General features: G+C 70.9%; 20 protein-coding genes and 1 tRNA gene. 4 read left to right on the forward strand and 17 right to left on the reverse strand.

What is annotated here, in order from left to right; translation table 11 throughout:
• Nucleotide 1: 1 nt before the first annotated feature.
• Entirely contained in the window at nt 2–2,353 is a 2,352-nt protein-coding gene (dacB, locus tag AB0M93_RS29115) for a D-alanyl-D-alanine carboxypeptidase/D-alanyl-D-alanine-endopeptidase (RefSeq protein ID WP_364278693.1), read from the reverse strand.
• Between the two features lie 177 nt (nt 2,354–2,530).
• On the opposite strand from dacB, the gene AB0M93_RS29120 reads away from it, so the two are divergent.
• The gene (locus AB0M93_RS29120) at nt 2,531–3,043 is read left to right on the forward strand and encodes an inorganic diphosphatase (RefSeq protein WP_004559896.1); all 513 of its coding nucleotides are present in this window, start codon (nt 2,531–2,533) and stop codon (nt 3,041–3,043) included.
• A gap of 51 nt (nt 3,044–3,094) precedes the next feature.
• On the opposite strand, the gene AB0M93_RS29125 is transcribed toward AB0M93_RS29120, so the two are convergent.
• The 7 genes from AB0M93_RS29125 to AB0M93_RS29155 form a co-directional block, all read right to left on the reverse strand.
• The gene (locus AB0M93_RS29125) at nt 3,095–4,750 is read right to left on the reverse strand and encodes an MDR family MFS transporter (RefSeq protein ID WP_364278696.1); all 1,656 of its coding nucleotides are present in this window, start codon (nt 4,748–4,750) and stop codon (nt 3,095–3,097) included.
• 179 nt (nt 4,751–4,929) lie between these two features.
• Nucleotides 4,930–6,198, reverse strand: a complete 1,269-nt coding sequence (gene glyA / locus AB0M93_RS29130; RefSeq protein WP_364278699.1) for a serine hydroxymethyltransferase — start codon at nt 6,196–6,198, stop codon at nt 4,930–4,932.
• Nucleotides 6,199–6,310: 112 nt separating this feature from the next.
• Nucleotides 6,311–6,721: a hypothetical protein gene (locus AB0M93_RS29135; protein ID WP_364278701.1), complete on the reverse strand. Its 411-nt coding sequence runs from the start codon at nt 6,719–6,721 to the stop codon at nt 6,311–6,313.
• A gap of 1 nt (nt 6,722) precedes the next feature.
• A complete protein-coding gene (gene rplK, locus AB0M93_RS29140; protein ID WP_364278704.1) occupies nt 6,723–7,145 on the reverse strand; it encodes a 50S ribosomal protein L11 in 423 nt (140 codons plus the stop codon).
• A gap of 33 nt (nt 7,146–7,178) precedes the next feature.
• On the reverse strand, nt 7,179–7,697 hold the full coding sequence (locus AB0M93_RS29145) for a gamma carbonic anhydrase family protein (protein WP_364278707.1): 519 nt from the start codon (nt 7,695–7,697) through the stop codon (nt 7,179–7,181).
• An 84-nt stretch (nt 7,698–7,781) separates the two neighbouring features.
• Nucleotides 7,782–8,987 carry a M14 family metallopeptidase gene (locus AB0M93_RS29150; protein ID WP_364278892.1) on the reverse strand — a complete coding sequence of 402 codons (1,206 nt, stop codon included), beginning with the start codon at nt 8,985–8,987 and terminating at the stop codon, nt 7,782–7,784.
• A gap of 106 nt (nt 8,988–9,093) precedes the next feature.
• Nucleotides 9,094–9,681 carry a TetR family transcriptional regulator gene (locus AB0M93_RS29155; RefSeq protein WP_013230483.1) on the reverse strand — a complete coding sequence of 196 codons (588 nt, stop codon included), beginning with the start codon at nt 9,679–9,681 and terminating at the stop codon, nt 9,094–9,096.
• A 124-nt stretch (nt 9,682–9,805) separates the two neighbouring features.
• Here AB0M93_RS29155 and AB0M93_RS29160 point away from each other — a divergent pair, with 124 nt between their 5' ends.
• Nucleotides 9,806–10,261, forward strand: coding sequence for a GreA/GreB family elongation factor (locus AB0M93_RS29160; RefSeq protein ID WP_364278710.1), 456 nt, complete (start codon nt 9,806–9,808; stop codon nt 10,259–10,261).
• Between the two features lie 228 nt (nt 10,262–10,489).
• Here AB0M93_RS29160 and AB0M93_RS29165 read toward each other — a convergent pair.
• Nucleotides 10,490–10,563: transfer RNA gene (locus tag AB0M93_RS29165), tRNA-Thr, on the reverse strand.
• Between the two features lie 133 nt (nt 10,564–10,696).
• Here AB0M93_RS29165 and AB0M93_RS29170 point away from each other — a divergent pair.
• The gene (locus AB0M93_RS29170; RefSeq protein WP_364278713.1) at nt 10,697–12,364 is read left to right on the forward strand and encodes a hypothetical protein; all 1,668 of its coding nucleotides are present in this window, start codon (nt 10,697–10,699) and stop codon (nt 12,362–12,364) included.
• Nucleotides 12,365–12,424: 60 nt separating this feature from the next.
• Here AB0M93_RS29170 and AB0M93_RS29175 read toward each other — a convergent pair whose 3' ends face one another.
• From AB0M93_RS29175 to topA, 8 genes are all read right to left on the reverse strand, one after another.
• Nucleotides 12,425–13,630: a DNA polymerase III subunit delta' gene (locus tag AB0M93_RS29175; protein WP_364278716.1), complete on the reverse strand. Its 1,206-nt coding sequence runs from the start codon at nt 13,628–13,630 to the stop codon at nt 12,425–12,427.
• Nucleotides 13,627–15,741, reverse strand: coding sequence for a dTMP kinase (locus AB0M93_RS29180; RefSeq protein ID WP_364278719.1), 2,115 nt, complete (start codon nt 15,739–15,741; stop codon nt 13,627–13,629). Before AB0M93_RS29180 ends, AB0M93_RS29175 begins: the two co-directional genes overlap by 4 nt.
• Nucleotides 15,742–15,891: 150 nt before the next feature.
• Nucleotides 15,892–16,509, reverse strand: coding sequence for a hypothetical protein (locus AB0M93_RS29185; RefSeq protein ID WP_364278895.1), 618 nt, complete (start codon nt 16,507–16,509; stop codon nt 15,892–15,894).
• Between the two features lie 535 nt (nt 16,510–17,044).
• Nucleotides 17,045–17,851 (reverse strand): hypothetical protein, encoded by an 807-nt coding sequence (locus AB0M93_RS29190; RefSeq protein ID WP_364278722.1) that lies wholly within the window; start codon nt 17,849–17,851, stop codon nt 17,045–17,047.
• Nucleotides 17,844–18,023, reverse strand: coding sequence for a hypothetical protein (locus AB0M93_RS29195; protein ID WP_364278725.1), 180 nt, complete (start codon nt 18,021–18,023; stop codon nt 17,844–17,846). The genes AB0M93_RS29190 and AB0M93_RS29195 overlap by 8 nt, the downstream gene beginning before the upstream one ends.
• The gene (locus AB0M93_RS29200) at nt 18,016–18,810 is read right to left on the reverse strand and encodes an ESX secretion-associated protein EspG (protein WP_364278728.1); all 795 of its coding nucleotides are present in this window, start codon (nt 18,808–18,810) and stop codon (nt 18,016–18,018) included. The genes AB0M93_RS29195 and AB0M93_RS29200 overlap by 8 nt, the downstream gene beginning before the upstream one ends.
• Nucleotides 18,811–18,896: 86 nt before the next feature.
• Complete coding sequence (locus AB0M93_RS29205; protein WP_364278731.1) at nt 18,897–19,475, reverse strand: hypothetical protein; 579 nt, start codon at nt 19,473–19,475, stop codon at nt 18,897–18,899.
• A 148-nt stretch (nt 19,476–19,623) separates the two neighbouring features.
• Nucleotides 19,624–22,500, reverse strand: coding sequence for a type I DNA topoisomerase (gene topA / locus AB0M93_RS29210; RefSeq protein WP_364278734.1), 2,877 nt, complete (start codon nt 22,498–22,500; stop codon nt 19,624–19,626).
• A gap of 296 nt (nt 22,501–22,796) precedes the next feature.
• Here topA and AB0M93_RS29215 point away from each other — a divergent pair, with 296 nt between their 5' ends.
• Nucleotides 22,797–23,603, forward strand: a complete 807-nt coding sequence (locus tag AB0M93_RS29215; RefSeq protein ID WP_364278737.1) for a serine protease — start codon at nt 22,797–22,799, stop codon at nt 23,601–23,603.
• Nucleotides 23,604–23,607: the final 4 nt, after the last annotated feature.

Genomic DNA, 23,607 nt, shown 5'->3' on the forward strand with positions numbered 1-23,607 from the left:
GCTACGAGCAGCCGCACTTGCGGAGGCTCGTGGCGAGGGCGTCGATCGCGTCGCGGCCGGGTTCGGTGTCGGAGCCGTTGGACATGAACGCGAACACCAGCACCCGGCCGTCCTGGTCGAGGACCAGCCCGGCCAGGGTGTTCACGCCGGTGAGCGTGCCCGTCTTGGCCCGCACCCAGCCGCGGCCGGCCTGCGACGCGGCCGTGTCGAACCGCTTGTCCGCGAGCGTGCCCGAACCGCCGGCCACCGGCAGGCCCGCCAGCACCGGGCGCAGCTTCGCGGTACCCGGGTTCTTGCCCTCCGGCGCCGCCGCGGCCGCCAGCAGCTGGGTCAGCAGCCGCGCCGGGATGCGGTTCTGCGACGAGATGCCGCTGCCGTCGGAGAGCACGACGCCGGTGACGTCGAAACCGTGGTCCTTCAGCACCTTGATGGTCGCCTTGGCGCCGCCGGCGTAGCTCGCTTCCTCGCCGTTCGCGAGCGCGACCTGCCGGGCGACCGCCTCGGCGAGGACGTCGTCGGACAGCTCCATCAGGTCGGACACCAGCTCGGTCAGCGGGGCCGACTTGACCTCGGCGACCACCTTCCCGTCCTTGGGCGCGGTGGCCTGGCCGCCCGCCGAGGCACCCAGCTTCGAGGCGATCGACTGGGCGAGCGCGCTGCCCGCGTTCGCCGTGCGCTGCGAGTTGTTGTCCTTGGGGTTGATGCGGCCGCCGTCGGCCATCACGGGCGACATCTGCGTCGCGTACGTCGACGGCGCGTCACCGGCTTCCCAGCCCGGCGCGGTCGTCGCCCCCTTGAACAGCGTCAGGTCGACCTGCACCTTCTTGACGCCCGGCACCGCCTTCTTGACCTGCGCGACGAGGTCGTCGACGTGCGCGCCACCGGGGTACAGCGGCGAGTCGGTGCCCAGGGGCAGGTTGGTGAGCGTCGTGTCGCCGCCGCCGACCAGGATCACCGTGCCCGGGTCCGTGCCCTGCACGATCTTGGTCGACAGGCGCAGGTCGTGGTCCAGCGACAGCAGTGCGGCCGCGGAGGTGAGCACCTTCGTCGTCGACGCCGGCGTCACCGGCGTCGACGAGCTGTGGTCCCAGAGCGTGGTCCCCGTGACCGGGTCGACCACGCTGCCGGTGAGCTGCCCGAGCGCGCCGTTCCCGGCCGCCGAGGCGAGCGCGGACTTGATGCCGTTGGCGCTCGGCGCCGTGCCCGAGGTGACCGGGCCCTCCAGCTGGCGCGTCGCCGCGGACGGCGACGGCGAGTCGCCCTTGGGCGCGTTCGGCGCCCACGGCAGGGCCAGCCGGTTCGCCACCTTCGGCATCGCGGCGGCGACCCCGCCGCCGGCCAGCACCAGGAGGACGACCACGACCAGCGCGATCAGCTTGCCCTTGCGCCGCTTCTTCGGCGGCTCCTCGCCGGACGGCGCCTCGGCCGCGGGCGGGGGCGGGGGTTCGGCGGGCGGCTCGGTCCGCGGCGGGTCGTTGCGGAGCTGGGGCTGCTGCTGGAAGACGCCGGGGAACTGGGTGGGCCGCTCGATCCCGACGGTCGCCTCGGCGTCGAACCGCTGCCCGTCCGGTTCGATCCGCTGCGGCCGGGCCAGCGTGCCGGCGGACGCCGAGGGCACGACCCCGCGCGGCGGCTCCGGAGGCAGCGCGGGACGGCGGTCGCCCGGCTCGGCCGGCCGGTCGCCTGCCCGGTCCTCGCGCAGCTCGATCTGCTGGCTCCAGGGCGCGTCGGCACGCTGCTGCTGGGCCTCGGGGCGCTGCTGCTGCTGCGCTTCCCCCCGCTGCTGCTGGGCCTCGGCACGCTGCTGCTGGGGTTCTTCGCGGCGGTTCAGCTGCTCCTCACGGCGCTGCTGCTCCTCACGCCAGTGCTGCAGCTCTTCGCGCCACTGCTGCTGCGGTTCCTCCGGGCGGTCCTGCTGCTCGCGGGGCCAGACGTCGCGCTCGACCGGCACGATCGGCGTCGGCTGCTTCACCTCGATGAACTGGGTGCTCTCCGCGGCCGGCTTCGGCTGCTCGACCCGGATGTACTCGGTGCCCTCTTCGGCGGGCTTCGCCGGCTGCTTCGGCTCGCGGCTGCCGAGCCGGTCGGCCAGGTCCTGCTTGGCCGGGGTCGGGGCCGGCGGGGGCGGGGGCTCCTCGGCGGGCACGTTCAGTCCCGGGATCGGCTCGGGCGGCACGTTCGGCGCGAACCACGAGCCCTTCGGCGCCTCGCTGCCTGTGACCTTGGGCACCTCGGCGCGGTCCCCGCTGCTCTCCGGCGGGTCGGGCAGCGACATCGGAGTGGTCTCCCGCGCGCCGGACGACGAGCGGTCTTCGTCCGACGAAGGCCACATCGGCTGGTCGTTTTCCGGCACCCACCACTCCTTCTCACCTGCCCCGGAAGGGGCCAAGCTCACATGCCGCGTGGCCGACATCGATGCGGCCCCGCCCCGCGGCGTAGTCCACACTAGGAGACGTCAAGACAGTCATGAAGGTTGCCGCCCGCGACGCGTGGGCACGCCCTGGGATCTGAAGAAGCAGCGAGGACAGGCGTGGAGTTCGACGTCACGATCGAAATCCCCAAAGGGGAGCGCAACAAGTACGAGGTCGACCACAAGACCGGCCGCATCAAACTGGACCGGACCCTGTTCACGGCCACGCAGTACCCGGCCGACTACGGCTTCATCGACGACACCCTCGGCCAGGACGGCGACCCGCTCGACGTGCTCGTCCTCGTGCAGGAGCCGACGTTCCCGGGCTGCCTGATCCGCTGCCGCGCGATCGGCATGTTCCGGATGACCGACGAGAAGGGCCCGGACGACAAGGTCCTCGCGGTCCCGACGAACGACCCGCGCCTGGAGCACCTGCGCGACATCCACCACCTGAACGAGTTCCACAAGCTGGAGATCCAGCACTTCTTCGAGGTCTACAAGGACCTCGAGCCCGGCAAGAGCGTCGAAGGCTCCTCCTGGGTCGGCCGCGCCGAGGCCGAGAACGAGATCGCCCGCTCGTACGAGCGCGAGACCGACCGCCTGGCCAAGGAAGAAGCCAACGGCGGCCACTGAGCCCAGGAAAAAGGCCCCCTCGGAGCTTTCCGAGGGGGCCTTTTCATGCGGTCAGTGCGCCAGGGCGAGGGCCGGAGCGGCGTCCGCCTCGGCTTCCGCGCGCTGCTCCATCGCCGACTTGTCCGACAGCGGCTTCTCCTTGAGGAACCACACCAGCGCGAAGCCGACGGTCAGCACGATCCCGCCGACCAGGAACACCGTGCTCATCGACTCGGCGAAGCCCTGCAGGATCGGCCGGGCCAGCGTCGGGTCGAGCGTCGACAGGAACGACGTGTCGTTGACGTCGAGACCGCCCTGCATCTGCTTCGCGAACTCCGGGTGCTGCGCCAGCGCCGCCGTGTAGGCCGGCGTGGTCATCGCCGAGCGGATGGCGTTCGCGATCCGGTCGCCGACCGTGCCGAACAGGATGGACAGGAACACCGCGGTGCCCGCCGTGCCGCCGATCTGCCGGAAGAACGTCGCCGCCGAGGTGGCGACGCCGATGTCCTGCGGGCGGACGTCGTTGGTCGCGGCCAGCACCAGCGTCTGCATCGAAGCGCCGAGGCCGAGGCCGATCACGAAGGCGATCACCATGACCAGCGCGAGCGAGGTGTCGACGGTGATCGTCGACAGCGCGAACAGCGCCGCCGCCATCAGGCCGATCCCGGCCACCGCGAACATCTTGTACCGGCCGGTGGCCGCGATGATCCGGCCGCTGGTCAGGCTGGCGACCATGATGCCCAGGGTCAGCGGGAGCATCTGCAGGCCGGCCTGGGTCGGCGTCGCACCCTTGACGATCTGCAGGTACAGCGGCAGCGACATCATCGCGCCGAACATCCCGGCACCCTGCACGACGGTGACCAGCGTGGCCATCCGGAACACCGGCCGCTTGAACAGCCGCAGCGGCAGCAGGGCGGCGTCGCCCATCCGGCGTTCGATCCAGACGAACGCGGCCACGCCCAGCCCGCCGACGACGTACATGGCGATCGAGGCGGCGGAACCCCAGCCCCACTCGCGGCCCTGCTCGGCGACGATCAGCAGCGGCACCAGCCCGGTGGCCAGCGCGACGGCACCCCAGTAGTCGACCTTCTGGTCCACGCGGGTGTGCGGGAGGTTCAGCACCTTGGTGACGACGACCAGCGCGGCCAGCGCGATCGGGACGTTGACGAGGAAGACCCAGCGCCAGCCGGTGATGCCCGCGAAGGTGTCGATGCCGGCGAAGAAGCCGCCGACGACCGGCCCGGCGACGCTCGAGATGCCGAAGACGGCCATGAAGTAGCCCTGGTACTTGCTGCGCTCACGCGGCGCGGTGATGTCGGTGATGATCGCTAGTGCCAGCGACATCAGGCCACCGGCGCCGAGGCCCTGGAAGGCGCGGAACGCGGCGAGCTCGTACATCGACGTCGCCATGCCGCTGGCCAGCGAGCCGACCAGGAACAGCGAGATCGCCGTCAGGTACATGGGCTTGCGGCCGTAGAGGTCGGACAGCTTGCCGTACAGCGGCGTCGACAGGGTCGCGGTGATCAGGTACGCCGTGGTCGCCCAGGCCTGCAGCGACAGGCCGTGGAGCTCGTCGGCGATGGTGCGCATCGAGCTCGACACGATGGTCTGGTCGAGCGCGGCGAGGAACATGCCGAGCATCAGCCCGGACAGGACGGTCAGGATCTGGCGGTGGGTCAGCTTGCCTTTCGTAGCGGCTGCTCCCTCCGCCGTGGTGGTGTCGCTCATGGTGGTCTCCCTCGGAACGCCTTCGCGTAGTTGCTTGTACCGCTCAACTACTTGCCTGAGCCAAGTATTCCCCGAGACGCTTGTATCGTGCAATCAAATTTCCTGTGACCCCGGTCTCCCGCCCCCAGGCACGCCAAAGGCGGCACTTTCACGTGAAAGTGCCGCCTTCGAGGACGGGGTCAGGCGGAGTAGCCCGGGATGGGGAACGGGGTCAGGAACTCGCGGATCTCGGCGGCGATCGTGTCCAGCACGGCTTCCTCGCCGGCGGCCACCGCGGTGATCGTGCGGTCGATCCACTCCGCCACCTGGACCTGGTGCTCCGGCCGGAGACCGCGGGTCGTGATGGCGGGCGTGCCGAGCCGGATGCCGGACGGGTCGAACGGCTTGCGCGGGTCGAACGGCACCGTGTTGTAGTTCAGCTCGATGCCCGCGCGATCGAGGGCCTGCGCGGCGGGCTTGCCCGCGACACCCTTGTTCGTCAGGTCGATCAGCAGCAGGTGGTTGTCGGTGCCGCCGGACACCAGGTCGTAACCGCAGGCCAGCAGCGCGTCGGCCAGCGCGCGGGCGTTCGCGACGATCGTGTGCGCGTAGTCGCTGAACGACGGCTGCTGCGCCTCGTTCAGCGCGACGGCGATCGCCGCGGTCGTGTGGTCGTGCGGACCACCCTGCAGCCCCGGGAACACCGCCTTGTCGACCGCCTTCGCGTGCTCGGCGTCGGACAGGATCATCGCGCCGCGCGGACCGCGCAGGGTCTTGTGCGTCGTCGTCGTGATGACCTGCGCGTGCCCGACCGGCGACGGGTGGGCGCCGCCCGCGACCAGCCCCGCGATGTGCGCGATGTCGGCGACGAGCACCGCGCCGACCTCGCGTGCGATCTCGGCGAACGCCGGGAAGTCGATCGTGCGCGGGATCGCCGTGCCGCCGGCGAAGATCAGCTTCGGCCGGTGCTGGCGGGCCAGGTCGCGCACCTGGTCGAGGTCGATGCGGCCGGTCTCCTTGGCGACGCCGTACCGGATCGGGGTGAACCACTTGCCGGTGGCGGACACGCCCCAGCCGTGCGTGAGGTGGCCGCCGTCCGGCAGCGCCATGCCGAGCACGGTGTCACCCGGCTGGGCGAGCGCCAGGTACGCGGCCAGGTTCGCCGGCGACCCGGAGTACGGCTGGACATTCGCGTGGTCGGCGCCGAACACCGCCTTCGCGCGGTCGATGGCCAGCTGCTCGACCTGGTCGATGAACTGCTGGCCCTCGTAGTAGCGCTTGCCCGGGTACCCCTCGGAGTACTTGTTGGTGAGGACGCTGCCGGTCGCTTCGAGCACGGCCTGCGAGACGTAGTTCTCCGACGCGATCAGGCGGATCTTGTCGTGCTGGCGCTTGGCTTCGTCCTCGACGAGCCCGGCGATGGCGGGGTCGGCGCCGGCGAGCGCGTTCAGTTTCGGCTGGTGTGTCATGGCGTACTCCGGCTCTGGAGTGGCCTTCACCCAGGCGCGCGGTGCCGGCCTCGTCGTCGCTTCCCGGTGGTGCTCCACCTCGATGGCGCCAGTCGCTGCTGCGGGGGAAAGCCTAGTCCACGACGCTCGAAGGGCGATGTACGCGATGTTCAGCGCACCACTTGCGGGTGCAGCCCGCGGTGCGGTCGCAGAACGGCCGTGCGCAGGTCGCGCAGCGCTTGACCCGCCGCCAGCCGCCGACCGTCACCAGTTCCGCCAGGCCCGCGGCACCCGCGGCCAGCTCGCCGGAGTCCGCATACGGCGTCACGTAGACGATCCGCCACGCCGTGCCCGTGCCGACCAGGCGCGGCCGCGCCCCCGCCGCCGCGAGCACGGCGTTGAGGCGGCGCGCGGCCGCGTGTTCGTCGGGAAGCTGCGAGACGATCCCGGTCAGCTGCGGATTTCCCTGCCGCAGCAACCGTTCCGCCACACCGAGCTCGGGATCCAGCGCGCGGAACGGCGGCACGATCGCGTGTTTGCGCACCTCAGTCCACGACCACGACACCCATCGAACGGGCCGTGCCCGCGATCGTGCGCATCGCCGCCTCGACGTCGGCGGTGTTGAGGTCCGGCAGCTTGCGCTCGGCGATCGCGCGCAGCTGCTCCCGCGTGAGCTTGCCCGCGACCTCGTGCCCCGGCCGCGAAGAACCCTTGTCCCCCAATGCCTTCTTGATGAGGAACGACGTCGGGGGCGTCTTGAGCCGGAGCGCGAACGAGCGGTCCTCGAACACCGAGACGACGACCGGGACGATGTCGCCGCGCTGCCCCGCCGTCGCCGCGTCGTAGGCCTTCTTGACCTCGACGAGGTTGATCCCGGTCTGGCCCAGCATCTTGCCGAGGTCGACGACCGGGGCGTTGCCCGCGGCGAGCTCGAGCGTGACCTGGTGGGTGAGTTTCTTCGGAGCCATGCCCCGAAGCTAGAGTCTCCAGTTACTGGAGGGTCAAACCGGTTTGGTGCCCGCGCGGTGCCGGCGCGCCAGTTCCTGGTAGATCGCCGCGTTGTGCTCGACCCACATCCGCGCCGAGTCGGTCAGCGGGACGAACTTCTTCGCCGGGCTGCCCATCGCGATGACCTCGTCGGGCACCTCCGTCGCGGGCGTGACGGTCGCGCCGGCCGCGACCAGCGCGCGTGCGCCGATCTTCGCCTTGTCGAGCACCGTCGAGCCGTTGCCGATCAGCGCCTGCTCCCCGATCGTGCAGTCGTGCACCAGGCACTGGTGGCCCACGGTGACGTTCTTGCCCACTTCGCAGACGCCGTCGTTGACGTGGATCACCGAGTTGTCCTGGATGTTGGCGCCCTCACGGATGACGATCCGGCCGAAGTCGGCCCGGATCACCGCGCCGAACCAGACCGAGGCGTCCTTCTCGACGACGACGTCGCCGATGAGGGTGGCGGTGGGCGCGATCCAGGCGTCCGGGTGGACCTGCGGGCTGAGCCCTTCGAACGAGAACAGAGGCATGCCCGCACCCTAGACCGCGCGGACCCCCTTCCCCGGCCGAGCGGGAAAGGGGGCCGTTCGCAGGCCGCGGCCGGTCGCTGGGGGTCAACCGGTGATCGCGGCGTTGATCAGGATGTCGACGGCCTGGTCGTTGCGGGTCGTCTGCGGCACGATCTGGGTGTCGCGCGGGTAGAAGCCCGGGCTGCTGCCCTTCGGGTACATCTCGAAGGTGAAGCTCCAGATCTTGTGCGTCGCCCACATCCAGTCGTTGACGCTGCCGTCGGTGATGTAGAGGTCGCTGGACTGCTCCGGCGTGTAGCCGTTCGTGGCGGCCATCTGCTTGCCGAGCGTCTGGAACTTCTGCGCCTCGGCCGCGGTCATGCCGGGCGCGGTGTCGGCGTAGGTGTAGCCGAAGGGCCAGAGCACCAGCTCGGAGTAGGTGTGGAAGTCGATGTGCGTCTTGATCTGCTGGACGCCGCCGACCACCCGTGAGTTCACCCAGTTCGAGACGGCCCGGGTCTCGGGCGCGGAGAACGCCGCCGTGCCGCGGTAGGTCTCGCTGGACGTCGAGCCTGAGGAGCCGCCGCAGCAGCCCCACTTGTAGCCCCAGTTGCGGTTGGTGTCGGTGCCGGGGCCCTGGCGGTTCTTGCGCCAGCTGTGGAACGTGCCGCCGGAGATGTCGTACTCGGAGCCGTCCGGGTTGACGCTGGGGATCACCCAGATCTCGGTGCTGTCGACGAGCCGCTTGATCGCGCTGTCCGTGGCGTACCCGCTGGTCAGCCGCTGGACGATGTGGAGGCACATCTCGGTGGTGAGGTGCTCGCGCGCGTGCTGGTTGCAGGTGAAGAGGACCTCGGGTTCGTTCTCGTCGGTGCCGACGTTGTCGCTGATCTTGATGAGCGACAGGGCGCGGCCCTCGTAGGACGTGCCGGCGCTGCCGAGCTTCGCCAGCGTCGGGTAGTTCGCGACGGTCTTCTGCAGCTCGGTCTGCGTCTCGGCGTAGGTGTGGTAGCCGGTGTAGCCGGCCGGGAAGTCCTCGACGGTCGCCGTGCCCTGCGGCCGGTTCACCTGGCCGAGGGACTTGACGCCGAAGCCGAGCTCGCGCAGCTGGGCCGCTTCGCCGGGGTTGGCGATGACCGTGGTCGTCGCGCCTTCGGCGTCGAGGATGTCCGCGCCGGTCCGCGCGACCTCGGTGCGCTGCTGAGCGGTGGCGGCGCCGGTGATCTCGTAGACCTGCGGTCCGCCGGGCTGGGCGGCACCGGCCCAGCCGCCGGTGGTGAGCACCAAGAGGACGGCCGCGGCCGCTGCCATGCACGTTCGTGTGCGCATCACATCTCCTGCTCTCGGGGGTCCCTCGACCTTGGCCGGAGCCGGACGTACGGCGCAATCAGGAGCAGTACGGATCTATTGGCGGTTGCTACCCGTAGTTCGCGAAACAGAGCGCCTCGATGTCGGCACGCAGCGTGGCGAACGGCCGAGGGCGCACCCGCTGCTGGACGACCGTGCCCAGCAGGTAGGACAGCAGCGCCCGGGCGCGCGCCCGCGGGTCGTCGACGTCGAGCGGGGCGAGGAGCTCGGCGAGCAGCTCGGTGAGCGACGTGAGCATGACGTCGATGGCCTGCGGGTGCTGCGCGCGGCCGGCGGCGATCCAGTACTCGAACCAGAGGAAGGCGGCGTTCGGGTTCGCGGCGAAGACGCTCAGGTACTCCTCGAGGACGGCGAAGAGCCGCTCGCGGGGTTCGTCGTGCTTCGCGGCGACCTCGCGCAGGCCGGCGGCGAAGGCGGTGATGTGCGCGGCCATGGCCCGGTCGATGAGGACGTCGATGTCGGCGAAATAGTAGTGGATCGCGCTCTTGGTGAGCGGGCCGGCGTCGGCGATGGCACGGACGGTGCACCCCGCGAGGCCGTCGCGGGCGAGCACGACGCGGGCGGCTTCGACGATCTGCTCCTGCTTGGCCAGCTGGTTCGGCGAGAGCCGCTCGCTGCGGCCGGGGACTGCGCTCACGGTGATTCTCGTTACCTTCTTCCTGGACGGCAGCCCCGAAATCCTAGGGCAGACGTCCTGTGCGTGGCGTTCGGGTGAAAAACCGGATTGGCCACCCCGCTCCGCGCAGCGGACAATGCCCGGCATGGTGATCTCAGGGGACAAGGGGCTCAGCCCGGCTGCCCGCAGCCAGCTGGAGAAGGAAATCGCGAACTTGCGCGCGCAGCGGGAAGCCCTCGCGCCGCAGCCCGGCGAGCAGGAACGCACCGGCGACGCGGCGGACCAGGCGGACGTGATCGACCGCGCAGAGGCCGCGGCCCGCCTGGACCGCCAGATCGCCGACCTGGCGGCCAAGATGGAGCACGGCGGCTACGGCAACAGCCAGCTCCCGGACGGAACAATGGTCTCCCTCCGCTTCGCCGACGGCGACGAAGAGACGTTCCAGGTGGTGACGGTCCCAGGCGAGGACGCGGACGCGATCACGTCGGACAGCCCCCTGGGCCTGGCCCTGGTAGGAGCGAAGGCAGGCGACGAAATCACCTACCGAACCCCCCGCGGCGACGCCAAGGCCACGGTGGTCAAGGTGACGGCCCCGAAGTAAGTCCCACACCAGCGAAGGGCCCCCGGCATCAGCCTGGGGGCCCTTCGCTGTCCGATGGCGTCTGGACCTGACCCGGACGAGTGGTTCCGCGGAACAAATCCGCACCCAAGGCGACCACGACGGGGGCCGGGGCAGAGCCCCGGACGGGGTGTGGGGCGGAGGCCCGAAGATACGCGAGACAAGAAAAAGGCCCCTGCCCTAGAGGGGCAGGGGCCGACAACCTTGTTGAGCCGCCTAGGGGAATCGAACCCCTGACCTATTCATTACGAGTGAATCGCTCTGGCCGACTGAGCTAAGGCGGCATGTCTCCGGCTCGCGCTGGCGACAGGAGCAAGTGTAGCGGAGGCCGTGCGCGTCACTTTTCGGGGGGACCGTCGTTAGGGCCCTATGACGTCGGTCTCACTCCCCGGTCGACCTATCTGGAGGCTCTGGCACATGCGGCGAAGACTGCCCCGTTCGGTTGCGCTGCCGGCGGCTGCGGCGTTGCTCCTGTTCAGCTCGGCGCCCGCGCACGCGGATCCGACCTATCCGACGACGCCGATTCCGCAGCCGGCGAATCCGGGGCAGGCGCCCATCTCTGCGCCGATCGGGCCGCAGCCGCTCGGGCAGGCCGTCGGGGATGCCGGGACCGCGCTCGGGATCGTCCGGTTGCTGCCCAACGCCGTGCCGACCAGCACCATTCTGCCGGGGTTCGGGCAGACGCTGCCGAAGCAGTCGGCGCTCGAGGCCGGGATGGGCCTGTCGAGCGCGTCGGCGAACTCGGATGCCTACCTGAGCTATGAGAAGGCCATCGCGCAGGCGTCGCCGTTCGGGCTGTCCGTGGGCGGGAACGCGCCGCAGACGCCCGGCAGCGTCGTGCAGACCGCCCTGCCCGACAACCCGCAGCCGATCAGCGGTGGCCTGAACGCGCCGTCGAACCCGCTGCTCAACGTGGGTCTGCTCAACGGGAGCGCCCACGCTCGGTGGAGCCAGACGCTCGGGCCGTGCGTCGACACGATCGCCGACGCCAGCACGTCGGTGGCCAGCCTGTCGCTGCTGAACGTCGTGCCGTCGATGCCGAACCTCGGGCTGGACGCGCTGAAGCCGAAGCTCGACCCCAACTCGCTGGCCAGCGGGTTCGACCTGACCAAGGGCCTGCAGAGCCTCGGTGGCCTGCTGCAGGGCGGCGGGCAGACCGCCGCGGACGGCACCGGGTCGCTGCTGAGCCTGCCGAACACGCTGTCGTCGCGGTCGCAGGTCACGCTGGTCGACATCCCGGGCTCGAAGACCAAGGCCGTGCAGTCGACGTCGACGCTGCAAGCCGCGGACATCGAGATCCTCAAGGGCACGCCGCTGGCGCTGAGCGTCAAGGTGGCCAGCCAGCCGACGCTGAAGGTGACCTCCACTGGCGACGCGAAGACGTCGAAGGTCGAGTACACCGCGCCGGTGCTGACCATCGAGGCCGGCGGCAAGGTGCTGTACACCCTCGACGCGGCGCACCCGACGAAGGACATCCCGATCGGGTTGCCGCTGAAGCCGCTGAGCGACCAGTTCGGCGCCGTCAAGGACATCCCCGTGGTCGGCGGGCTGCTCGCCACGGCGGCGGGGCAGGTCCAGCAGGTCGGCACCACCGCGGGCACCGTGCTCGACCTCGGCGTGCTGCGGCTGAGCATCGCCGGGCTGGACCAGAAGTCGGCGAACATGACCACGCCGTTCAAGGGGTTCCAGCTGGGCGCGTCGGCGCGGATGTTCGACCTGCAGCTGCTGCCGACGACCAAGCTCAAGAGCCTGCTGCCGGACGACCAGGCGAAGAACCTGCCGTCGTCGCTGGCCCAGCTGTCGCTCGGTGAGCAGATCGCCCGGGCGTACGCGCCCACCGGCGGCGTGGTCTGCGGGACGACGTCGACGCCGCCGCCCGCGGGCGGTGAAGCGCCGAAGGGGCCGGTAAAGAACCTCGCCTACACCGGTGGCGCGTACGACACTGTGCCGCTGTTCTGGACGGGCACGGCGATGCTGCTGCTCGGCGTGGTCATGGTGGCCGCGATGCCGGGCACGCGGCGGCGCCCGCTGGCCGTCATTGCCGAGGAGAAGCCGTTCAAGCCCTCGCCGCGTCCGCGCGAGTGACCCGAGGGGTGTGAAGGAACCCGTCAGGTGCGCCTGGCGGGTTCCTTTGCGTTCGGCGGTTCAGCCTTGGCGAAGCGTCATGACCATCGCCTCGACGGCGATGCGGGGCTTCACGTTCAGCTCGATCGCTTCGCGGCATTCCAGCACCGCTTCAAGCCGGCGGAGCGTCGACTCCGGCGTCCACGACGAGGCCGCCTCGTGGATCTGGTCGGCGTGGTCCGGGTGGTTGAGCGTCGCGCCGGAGCGCGTCGTCGTCACCAGGACGTCGCGGTAGAAGGCCGCGAGGTCGACCAGGGCCAGGTCGAGCGTGTCGCGCTGGGTGCGTGTCGCGCGGGACTTCTGCTTCTTCTCAAGCTGCTTGACCGCGGCTTCGGCGGCGCGCTTGGCGCCCGCCACGCCCTTGCCGATGCCGTCGCCGCCCATCGCGGTCCGCAGCTCGTTGCGCTCGTCCTCGTCGCGGGCCTTGCTGGCCTCGCCCGCGTCCGCCTCGGCCGCGCTGATCAGCTGGTCAGCGCACGTGAAGACGTCGCCCATCCGGCGGAGGCCGAGCGGGATCCGCAGCACGGTGGCCCGGCGCTGCCGCGCGGCCTCGTCGGTGGCGAGGCGGCGTGCGCGGCCGACGTGGCCGCCGCACACCGAAGCGGCCCACTGCGCGCGTTCGGCGTCGACGCCGTCGCGGCGCATGAGCACGTCGGCAATCGCCTCCGGGGGCGGCGTCCGCAGCGACACCAGGCGGCAGCGCGAGCGGATCGTCACCGAGACGTCCTCGGGGTGGTCCGAGGGCGCGCAGAGCAGGAACACCGTGCGGTCCGGCGGCTCTTCGACGGCCTTCAGCAGGGCGTTCGACGCGCCTTCGGTGAGCCGGTCGGCGTCCTCGATGATCACGACCTGCCAGTTGCCGGTCGTCGGGCGGCGCGCGGCGGCCTGCACCAGCGCGCGCATCTCGGCGACCGAAATGGACAGTCCTTCCGGGACCACCAGCCGGACGTCGGCGTGCGTGCCCGCCATCGTCGTGTGGCAGCCGGGGCAGGCGTCGCAGCCCGTGCCGGTGCTGCACTGCAGGGCCGCGGCGAAGGTCCGGGCGGCCACCGAGCGGCCCGAGCCGGGCGGGCCGGTGAGCAGCCAGGCGTGCGTCATCGCGCCCGGCGGCGCGGGCTCGCCCGCGACGATCTTGGCGGCGGCCGACGCGGCCGCGCTCAGCGTCTCGACTGCGGGCTCTTGGCCGACCAGCTGGTTCCAGACGCCGATGCGTTCGATCGTCGTCACTTCGCCTCCACGCGAGGCTCTTCCGGGGTCTCGACGGGCAGGGTCTCCATCGGCAGCGTGACCGGCTTCTCCGTCGTCGGCGCCAGCGCGGCCAGGCGGCCGACGAACACGGCGCGCAGCGCGGTGCGGATGCGCTCAGCGACCTCGACGTCGGTGCCGTCGGCGTCGATCACGACGTAGCGATCCGGGTCGGCCGCGGCCATCTCGGTGAGCAGGTGCTGGACGCGCCACTGGTCGTTCATCGCGGACGACTTGTCGCGCGGCGCGCCGCTCGGGGCGGCGTCCAGCAGGACGGTCAGGTCCGGGCGCAGCCGGCCGGTCGCCCAGTCGGCGAGGCCTTCGAGCTCGTCGCTGTCGAGCCCGGCGACGGCGGACAGGTGCGCCAGCGGCGAGTCGACGAACCGCTCCATGACGACCACCGAACCGGCGTCGAGCGCCGGCTGGACGTGCCGCTCCACGATGTCGGCCCGCACCGCGGCGGCGGCCAGCGCCTGGGCCCGCGCCCCGGTGAGCGAGGCGCCGGAGACGAGCGCGGCGAGCCGGTGGTCGTCGAGCGCCGGGTCGGCGGCGACGACGACCGGCCGGGTGCCGCCGCGCAGCCAGTCGGCGAGGTTGACGGCCTGGATCGCGGTGTTGATCGCGGTGGTGCCCTCGACGGCGATGAGGAAGCCGTTGACGCGCCGCGGCGTGCGGCGCAGCGCGTTGCGCAGGTCGGAGAGGATCGGCTCGGTGCGCTTGTCGTCCATCTGCCGGTAGGCGAAGAGCCCGGCGACCAGCGCGATCACGGCACCGGCGAACATGATCGGCCGGGTGCCGTCGACCGAGACCTTGCCCCCCCAGACGTTGAAGGTGCGCGTCCCCAGGACACCGACCAGCACCGGGACGGTGACCGTGGTGCCGAACAGCACGAGCTTCATCATCAGCTGGTAGATCGCGTTGATCCGGCCGCGGATGGCGTCCTCGACCCGCGAGCCGATGATCGTGACACCGGTGAGGAACGCCGTCCCCGCCCAGAATCCGACCAGGACGACGGTGACGAGCGAGACCGACAGGTGAGGCGAGAGCGCCACCAACGCGAGCGAGAGCCCGGCCGCGATGATGGAGACGCCGAACAGCCGGTCGTGCGGGAGCCGCCGGGAGAGCTTGGGCGCGAACGCCATCCCGGCGGCGAGGCCGACGAAGACGGCCAGCACGAGGAGGCTGAACGCCGAGTCACCGGCCCCGAGGCTGGAGGAGTACGGCTTGGCCGAGCCGATCACGGCGCCGCCGGCGGCGAACGCGCCGAACGCCCCGACCAGCAGCCCGCGCACGAGCGGCGTGGTGCGGATGAACCGGAAGCCGTCGGCGATCATCGTGCCGATGCCGAGCTTTTCCTCGTCGGCCTGCTTGACCTTCTGCTCCGGCAGCGCGTGGACGTTGCGCAGTGAAAGCTCGGGAATCCGGGTGGCGATGAGGATCGCGCTGGCCAGGTAGAGCAGGGCGGTGATGACGACGACCAGCTTCGCGATGCGGAGGCTGGTGTCTTCGCCGGGGACGTGGAGGAAGTTCGTGTTGATGCCGGTGAGGATCGCGTTCGCGCCGGCCGCGGTGACGACGGCGAGGCCGTAGGTCATCACCATGCCGAGCTGGTTGGCCGTCTCGACCTGGTCGGGCCGGCGGAGCAGGTTCGGGACCGCCGCCTCTTTCGACGGGATCCACATGCTCGCCGCGCTGCCGACGAGGAAGTTGCCGACGAGCAACCACCACGGCGCGCTGACGAAGGCGATGGACAGCAGGAAACCACAGCGCAGCAGGTCGGAGACGACCATGACCTTGCGGCGGTCGAACCGGTCCGCGAGCAGCCCGCCCACGGGCGCGAACAGCAGCCCCGGCGCCAGGCCGGTCAGCACGACGCCGACGAAGGCGAAGTTCTGCGCGAAGTAGTTGTCCGTCAGCTTCGTGGCCAGGCCGGTGAGGGCCAGGATGTTCAGCCAGTCGGCCACGCTGCACAGGTACGTGACGCCCCAGAGCCGCCGGAAAGGTTTGATCGCCAGTACCCGCCGGACCCGGTTGATCGTGGACGCCTCGGCGCCCGACGACGCACCCGGGCCGGCCCCGGGTACCGATCGCACGCCCTCGCTGATACGCCCCACCCCACTAGTCACCGCGGTCCCGGACGCCCTCGCGCGAGAGCCCGACCGTGAAGTCAGGGTAGCCCGATCGGGCCCTGGCGCGCGGCACGCCCCCGTGGTGCGGGGCAGGTGGTGACCAGCGGAGGGACGCTAGTCGAACAGCCCCGTCACACTGCTGACCAGGCTGGACACCATCTCGATGGCGACGAAACCGAACACGATCAGCAACGCGACGGCGAGCATGACACCTGCCGCACTCGACGACGGCCGGTTGAAGGCCGGCATCGTGACCGACGGCACCCGCGGCAGCCTCCGCCGCTTGACGGGCACGACATCGACGTCATCGACATCGTCCTCGGCCAGCGGATCCTGCCGCACGGGCCGCATGATCTGCGGCGGCCGGGACGGCCAGGTGCTGCGCTGCCGGTTGCGCTGCCGGGGCAGCAACCCCATCGGCGGCGCGCCGGGTTCACCGAGGGTGCCCGCCGGCGGGATCGCCGCCGGGGTTTTCACACCGGCGTCCCTGTCTTCGCGAAGCGTTTCCTCGACCATCCGCCGCACGGCTTCTTCGTCGGGCTGCACCGGCCCCGCCACCGGAACGGCGGCGGCCTCGTGGCCATTCGCCACCGCGGCGCGCGGCTCGGGAGCCGCCGTGACCAGCCCGGAGACCGGATCCGCGAACATCTCGGCAGGTGCTTCGGACAGAGTGCCGTCGCGCTGAGTGAGCTCGGGGGCATTGAAGAAGGGAGCCTCACCGTTCGCGCTCATGGTGACCACCTCACTACTGAATGTCCTCGCCTTTCCAGGGTAGCGACGCTGGCGGATAACGCATCCGCCCAATGGCTCTGTCTCCAGTGGAGGGTCCGTCACGCAGCGCAAGCGCACGCCCGAACCCCCTGCAGTGTCCAGTCCGCCGGTGGCCCGGTCGACCGCCAATGGTGACGGATCGTAGTGAGACCGATCACAGTGGCGGTGGATGGTGGGTGGCCAGGCGCTGGCCGCGGGTGGCCAGTTGACGGGTCGCGCTCGGCTTGCGCATGGGGCTGGCTGGAGGGATGCGGGTGGGGTTCGGCCGGGGTCCCCGGGGGAGTTGCGGCGGAGCCGGTGGCCGCTTGGGCGGCGGCGGCGCGAGCTTGGGTTGCCCGGGTCGGCGCCGGTGCGCCGGCCGCCACTGTGGGCAGCGGCGGGAGCCGGTCGCGCCGGGCTTAACCGAGCCGGGCCAGCCGCGCACATCCCCGCCGGGCCCTCCCCCTCCCCCCTCCCCTCCCTCCCGCCCCCTCCGCTCACCCCCGCCGCCTTCTGCTCAGGGCATCTCCTCCTGTCCGAGGTCGATCATCTTGCGGCACCAGTCGCGGAGCATGCCGCGGCTGAACGGGCTGAGGACCAGCTGGCGGCGGCCGTCGCCGCGGTCCAGGGCCGCCAGGGCGAAGCGGCCCAGGTCCGTGTCCACCAGGACGAATCCGTGGTCCGGGAACTCCGCGCACAGGCCGCCGAAGGCCAGCATGTCCAGGACCGCCGTGCCCGATCTCGGGCGGGCCAGGAGCTCGCGCATCGCGCCCACGTCGTCGTCCTGGCCGTCGTGGACCAGGCCGTCGTCGTCCACCGAGACCCAGATCGCGCGCGGAGACTCGCCGAACGGGACCTCCGGCAGCTCCGCCACCAGCATCTCCGGCAGCTCGTCGAAGTCGGCGAGGTGGATCGCCGTGCGGCCGGGGAGGGAGCCCATCATGAACGCTCGCTCGCCGTCGGCGTAGCACCGGATGTCCGCCATCTCCGGTCCTTCGTCGAACACCCCGCACAGCGCCGCCCGGACCGAACCGCGCAGCATCAGCGACACCACCTCGAAGCCGAGCTCGTTGAGCTCGCCTGCCTCGCCGAACGGTGTGCCGTCGATCCACGCGGCCCACGCCACGTGGCGCTCGACCTCCGCCACCAGGTCCGCCGGATCGTCCGACACCGGGCCGTGCACCAGGATGTCGTCGTCGCTGACGTCCGGGTTGTACAGCCGGTCGACCGGCTCGCGGTCCGGCATCGCCGCCAGCACCGGGCCGGCCGCCAGCTCGAGCAGCTCTCGCGCCGCCGTGCGTTCAGCCATGCCGCGTTCAGCCATGCCGCCGCCTCTCGCCCGGATCCGCTGCCGGCTGCCGCTGCTCCGGGACGCCGTTGTTGAGCTCGGCGGCCTCGAGGATCGCCTCGCGCACCGTCAGGTCTCTCGGCGCCGCCGCGACCACCCGGTCCACGCCCTCCCCGGCGGTCGTCCGCACCGCCACCTCCTCACGCATGGCTCTGCACCGCCTCGACGATCCACTGCTCGGCCGTTGTCCGCGACGCCGGACCCCACGTCACCGTCCAGCGCCCGTTCCGGGCCACCGCGGCGCTGAACTGGTACCGGCCCAGGTCGTTGTCCACCAGCCCGAACGCGCCGTGCGGGTACTCGGCCAGGATCGCGTTGCGCACCGCGAGGTCGACCAGCACCGTGCCCAGCCGCGGCCGGGCCGCGCACTCCCGGATCAGCTCCACCGCCCGCTCGCACCGGCGCGGGATCAGCCCGCGCTCGTCCGTTTCGATGCGCAGGTGCTCGCCCGGGCCCGGCGGCCGGTCGGGCAGGCCGTCGAACACCCAGCCCGGCAGCTCGCTGAGGAAGCCCGACCGCAGCCGCGCGCGGTTGCCCAGCTTGTGCAGGACCGTGGTGTAGTCCTCGTCGCCGAAGAACCGCACCTCCCACGGCTTGGCCCTGGCCGGGAAGACCCCGGTGACGACGCCGCGGATGAAGCCGCCGCGCAGCGCCCGGTACAGCCCGACGGCTTCCGCGGTGACCTCGCCACCCGGCGCGAGGCCGATCGCGGCCATCCCGGCGACGAACCGCGTGTACTGCTCCACCTCGTCCGCGAGGCTCCGCGCGGGCGGCGAGAAGCGCCGGCCCGGCAGGGGTCCGGTGTCCGCCAGCACCGGCGGGATCTCGAACTCCGGGTCGTAGAACTCCATCACCGAGGGCCGCTCCGGCACCTCGGCCGACAGCGGGGCGATGACCTCGTCGATGACGTCGAAGACGGCGACTGTGTTGCTCACCCCTAGATTGAACACCCTGGCACCGACAATTTCTCGCACATATGTTCGAGCGGGTGAGATCGTTCGGTGAGCGGTCGGCGAGCGGCTCAGCCATGGTCCGGCACCCGCCCCTCGACGAACTCCGCGAGCCGCTCCACGGTCCCGGGCAGCCACCAGAACCGGCGGTGGCCGCCCCGGGGTCTGCTCAGGGCCGCCAGGTGACGGCCGCGATCGTCGTCGACGAACGCCAGCAGCTCCCACCGCCGCGGCTCGCCGTCACGGGCGACGTCGACCTGGACCGTGCCGAGCCGGGGCCGCCGCAGGTCGTCCATCAGGTCGAGGACCAGACACTCCTGCTCCGGCTCGAGCACCCCGCGCTCGTCGGCGTCGAGGTACAGGCCTTCGCCGGGCGCCGGCGAGAGCGGCTCCAGGCGAGCCAGCGCCGGGCGCAGCAGCTCCGCGACCGAGCCCGGCGAAGCCCCGAACAGGCGCATGCCTTCCCCGGCGATGCCGAAGGTGATCCGGTCGTCGAAGAACGCCGAAGTCCACGACTCGCCGGACATGGCGACGGCCACGCCGCAGACGCCGCCGCTGCCGGCGAAGCCGGGCAGCGACTCCATCAGGTCCAGGGCGGTGGAACTGCCGGCGGCCGCCGCCCGGACCGGCTTCAGGATCTTGGTGGTCACCGTGTGCACGGTGCGTGGTGTTTTGGTCACGCGTTCATGGAACCCGGGACCACCGACAATTTCCCGAACATCCGTTCGAGGTGTCACTCGAAGGTGTCACGACGAAGGCTTCCCCACCAGCCGGCGGGGAGGCCTTCGAAACGTGGACCTACTTGGCCTTCGTCGCCGTCGAGCCGGAGCGCTTGGCCGTGGTCGTCTTCGCGGCGGCCGCCTTCTTGGTCGTGCCCGCCTTGACCGTCTTCGCCGTCGTGGAAGCCGGCTTGCGCGCCGGCGCCTTCCGCTTCGGCGCCGGGCCCTTGGCCCGCTTCTCCGCCAGCAGCTCGGACGCCCGTTCCGCGGTCAGCGACTCGATCTCGTCGCCCTTCCGCAGCGTCGCGTTGTACTCGCCGTCGGTCACGTACGGGCCGAACCGGCCGTCCTTGACCACCATCGGCTTCTTCGACACCGGGTCCTCGCCGAGCTCCTTGAGCGGCGGCTTCGCCGTCGCGGACCGGCCTCGCTGCTTCGGCTCCGAGTAAATCTTCAGGGCTTCTTCGAGGGTGATCGAGAAGAGCTGGTCCTCGGTCGAGAGCGAACGCGAGTCCGTGCCCTTCTTCAGGTACGGCCCGTAGCGCCCGTTCTGCGCGGTGATCTCGTCGCCGGACTCCGGGTCCTTGCCGACCACGCGCGGCAGCGAGAGCAGCTTCAACGCGTCATCCAGCGTGATCGTCTCGATGTCCATCGACTTGAACAGCGAGCCCGTACGCGGCTTCGGCGCCTTCGCCTTCGCGGCCTTCTTCTGCGCGGCGGTGGCGTCCTCGGGGATCTCGATCTCGGGCAGCACTTCGGTCACGTACGGCCCGAAGCGGCCTTCCTTCGCGACGATCTCGTGCCCGCTGACCGGGTCGGTGCCCAGTGTGCGGCCCTCCTGCGGGGTCGCGAACAGCTTCTCCGCGATCTCCTGCGTGAGCTCGTCCGGCGGCAGGTCCTCCGGCAGGTTCGCGCGTTGCGAATTCCCGTCGACCTCGCGCTCCAGGTACGGCCCGTAGCGGCCGACGCGGACCACGACGGTGTGCCCGTTCTCGTCGCTGAACAGCGGGATCGAGTTGATCTCGCGCGCGTCGATGTCCTCGACGCTGCCCTCGACCAGCTTCTTCAGCCCGCCCAGGCGGCCGATCGAGCCGTCGACGCCCATGTCGCCGCCGAAGTAGAACTTCGACAGCCACTGCGCGCGCTGCTCGTCACCGGCCGCGATGCGGTCGAGCTCGTCCTCCATGCCGGCGGTGAAGTCGTAGTCGACGAGCCGCTCGAAGTGCCGTTCCATCAGGCCGATCACGGCGAACGCGACCCACGACGGAACGAGCGCGGAGCCCTTCTTCCAGACGTACCCGCGGTCCTGGATGGTCTTGATGATCGACGCGTACGTCGACGGGCGGCCGATGCCCAGCTCTTCCAGCTTGCTGACCAGGCTCGGCTCGGAGTACCGGGCCGGCGGCGACGTGGTGTGGCCGTCCGGGCTCAGCTCGGCCGCGGTCAGCGCCTGGTCCTTCTCCAGTACCGGCAGGCGGCTCTGCTTGTCGTCGGCCTCGCCACCGGTCTCGGTGTCGACCGCTTCGACGTACGCCTTCAGGAAGCCCGCGAAGGTGATCGTGCGGCCCGAAGCGGCGAAGGTGCACTCCTCGCCCGAAGTCGCGTTGCCGACGATCCGCACGGACATCGTCGTGCCCTTGGCGTCCGCCATCTGCGACGCGATCGTGCGCTGCCAGATCATCTCGTAGAGCCGGAACTCGTCGGTGTCCAGCTCGCCCGCGACCTGGCCCGGCGTGCGGAAGACCTCGCCCGACGGCCGGATCGCCTCGTGGGCCTCCTGCGCGTTCTTGACCTTGCGCGTGTACTGGCGCGGCGACGGCGAAACGTACTCCTTGCCGTACAGCTGCGTGGCCTGGCTGCGCGCGGCCGAGATCGCCGACTCCGACAGCGTCGTGGAGTCGGTACGCATATAAGTGATGTAGCCGTTTTCGTACAGCTTCTGCGCGATCCGCATGGTGCGCTCCGAGGTGAAGCGCATCTTGCGGCCCGCCTCCTGCTGCAGCGTCGAGGTCATGAAGGGCGCGTACGGCTTGCGCGTGTACGGCTTCTCTTCGACGCTCGCGACCTTGAAGTCACGCTGCTTCAGCGCGTCGGCCAAGCGCCGCGCGTCGGCCTCGGCCAGTACGCGGATCTCGTTGTTCGAGGACTTGAGCTGCCCGTCCGAACCGAAGTCGCGGCCGGTGGCCAGGCGGGCGCCGTCGACGGCGACGAGCCGCGCAGGAAAGTTCCGCGGCGAAGCTTCCTCGCCGGCGTCCATGGTCGCCGAGATGTCCCAGTACGACGCCGAGGTGAAGCGCATCCGCTCGCGCTCCCGCTCGACCACGATCCGGGTCGCCACCGACTGCACGCGGCCCGCCGAGAGCTTCGGCATGACCTTCTTCCACAGCACCGGCGAGACCTCGTAGCCGTAGAGGCGGTCGAGGATGCGGCGGGTCTCCTGCGCGTCGACGAGGTCGGCGTCCAGCTCACGCGTCGAGTCGGCGGCCGCGCGGATGGCCTGCTCGGTGACCTCGTGGAAGACCATCCGGCGGACCGGGACCTTCGGCTTCAGCGTCTCGAGGAGGTGCCACGCGATGGCCTCGCCCTCGCGGTCGGGGTCCGTGGCGAGGTAGAGCTCGTCGACGTCCTTCAACAGGCTCTTCAGCTCGGTGACCTTGGACTTCTTGTCCGGGGTGACCACGTAGAGGGCCTTGAAGCCGTTGTCGACGTCGACGCCGAGCCGCGCCCACGCCTCGCCCTTGTACTGGGCGGGCACGTCGGCGGCACCGCGCGGCAGGTCGCGGATGTGCCCGACGGAGGACTCGACGACGTAACCGCCGCCGAGGTAGGGCGCGATCTTGCGGGCCTTCGTCGGCGACTCGACGATGACCAGCCGCCGGTGCCCGGCGCCGTTGTCCGCCGAGGCTCCGTTCTTCTTGGTCCGTGCTCCTGCCACGCTGTCCTGCTCTCCGCTCATCTCGCCCCGCCGCCGCGGGACTGCACCACGTCCCTGCCAGGGCCCGTGTCTCGACCTGCCAGTGTGCACGCTGTTCCGGCCCGGACGGCGCGGAGGTGGCCCAACACGCCGCCGGTCCTGTGCCCAGCGCATCGCCGTTGACCTCGGCGATGTTTCCCCAACGTACCTGCCACGTGATTTCGGCCACGTCCCGCGCAGCCTAGCGCGTGACCGTCCGGATACCCTCCGTTCGACGGTGGTGGGCGCAGGGATGTGACCGCTTCACTGGTTTCCCCGTCCAGCCGAAAGGACCTGCCATGACCCGACGCCTGCTCGGCGCCCTGTTCACCGCTGCGACCGCCACAGTATTGCTGGGTGGCACTCCGGCGAACGCGGCCGCGGCGAACTTCGCCGGCACCGTGGCCCTGTCCAACTGCTCCGGGTCGGTGGTCAAGCCGGCCGCGACGCCCGACACCGCGCCCGCGCTCGTGATGTCCAACGGGCACTGCCTCGAAACCGGTTTCCCGGGGCCGGGCGAGGTGATCACCAACCGCGCCTCCAGCCGGACGTTCACGCTGCTCACCGCCAGCGGCAGCAACAAGGCCACCCTGCGCGCCAAGAAGATCGTCTACGGCACGATGACCGACACCGACGTGTCGCTCTACCAGCTCACCACCACCTACGCGCAGATCAAGGCCAGCTACGGGATCTCGCCGCTCGAGCTGTCGAACGCGCACCCGGCGGCGGGCGCGGCGATCGACGTCGTCTCCGGCTACTGGAAGCGCATCTACTCCTGCAACATCGACGGGTTCGTCTACCGGCTGAAAGAGGGCAGCTGGACCTGGAAGGACTCGATCCGCTACACCTCCGCCTGCCAGACCATCGGCGGCACCTCCGGCTCGCCGATCGTCTCCGGCGGCAAGGTCGTCGGCGTGAACAACACCGGCAACGAAGACGGCGAACGCTGCACGGAGAACAACCCGTGCGAGGTCGACCAGGCCGGCAACGTCACGGTGCACTACAAGACGAACTACGGCCAGGAGACCTACGGCATCCCGGCCTGCCTCACCGCGGCCAACGAAATCGCGCTCACCCAGGCCGGCTGCACGCTGCCCCGGCCCTGACGCG

Origin of the sequence: Amycolatopsis sp. NPDC051102 (genome assembly GCF_040682815.1) — a bacterium.
Classification (GTDB): domain Bacteria; phylum Actinomycetota; class Actinomycetes; order Mycobacteriales; family Pseudonocardiaceae; genus Amycolatopsis.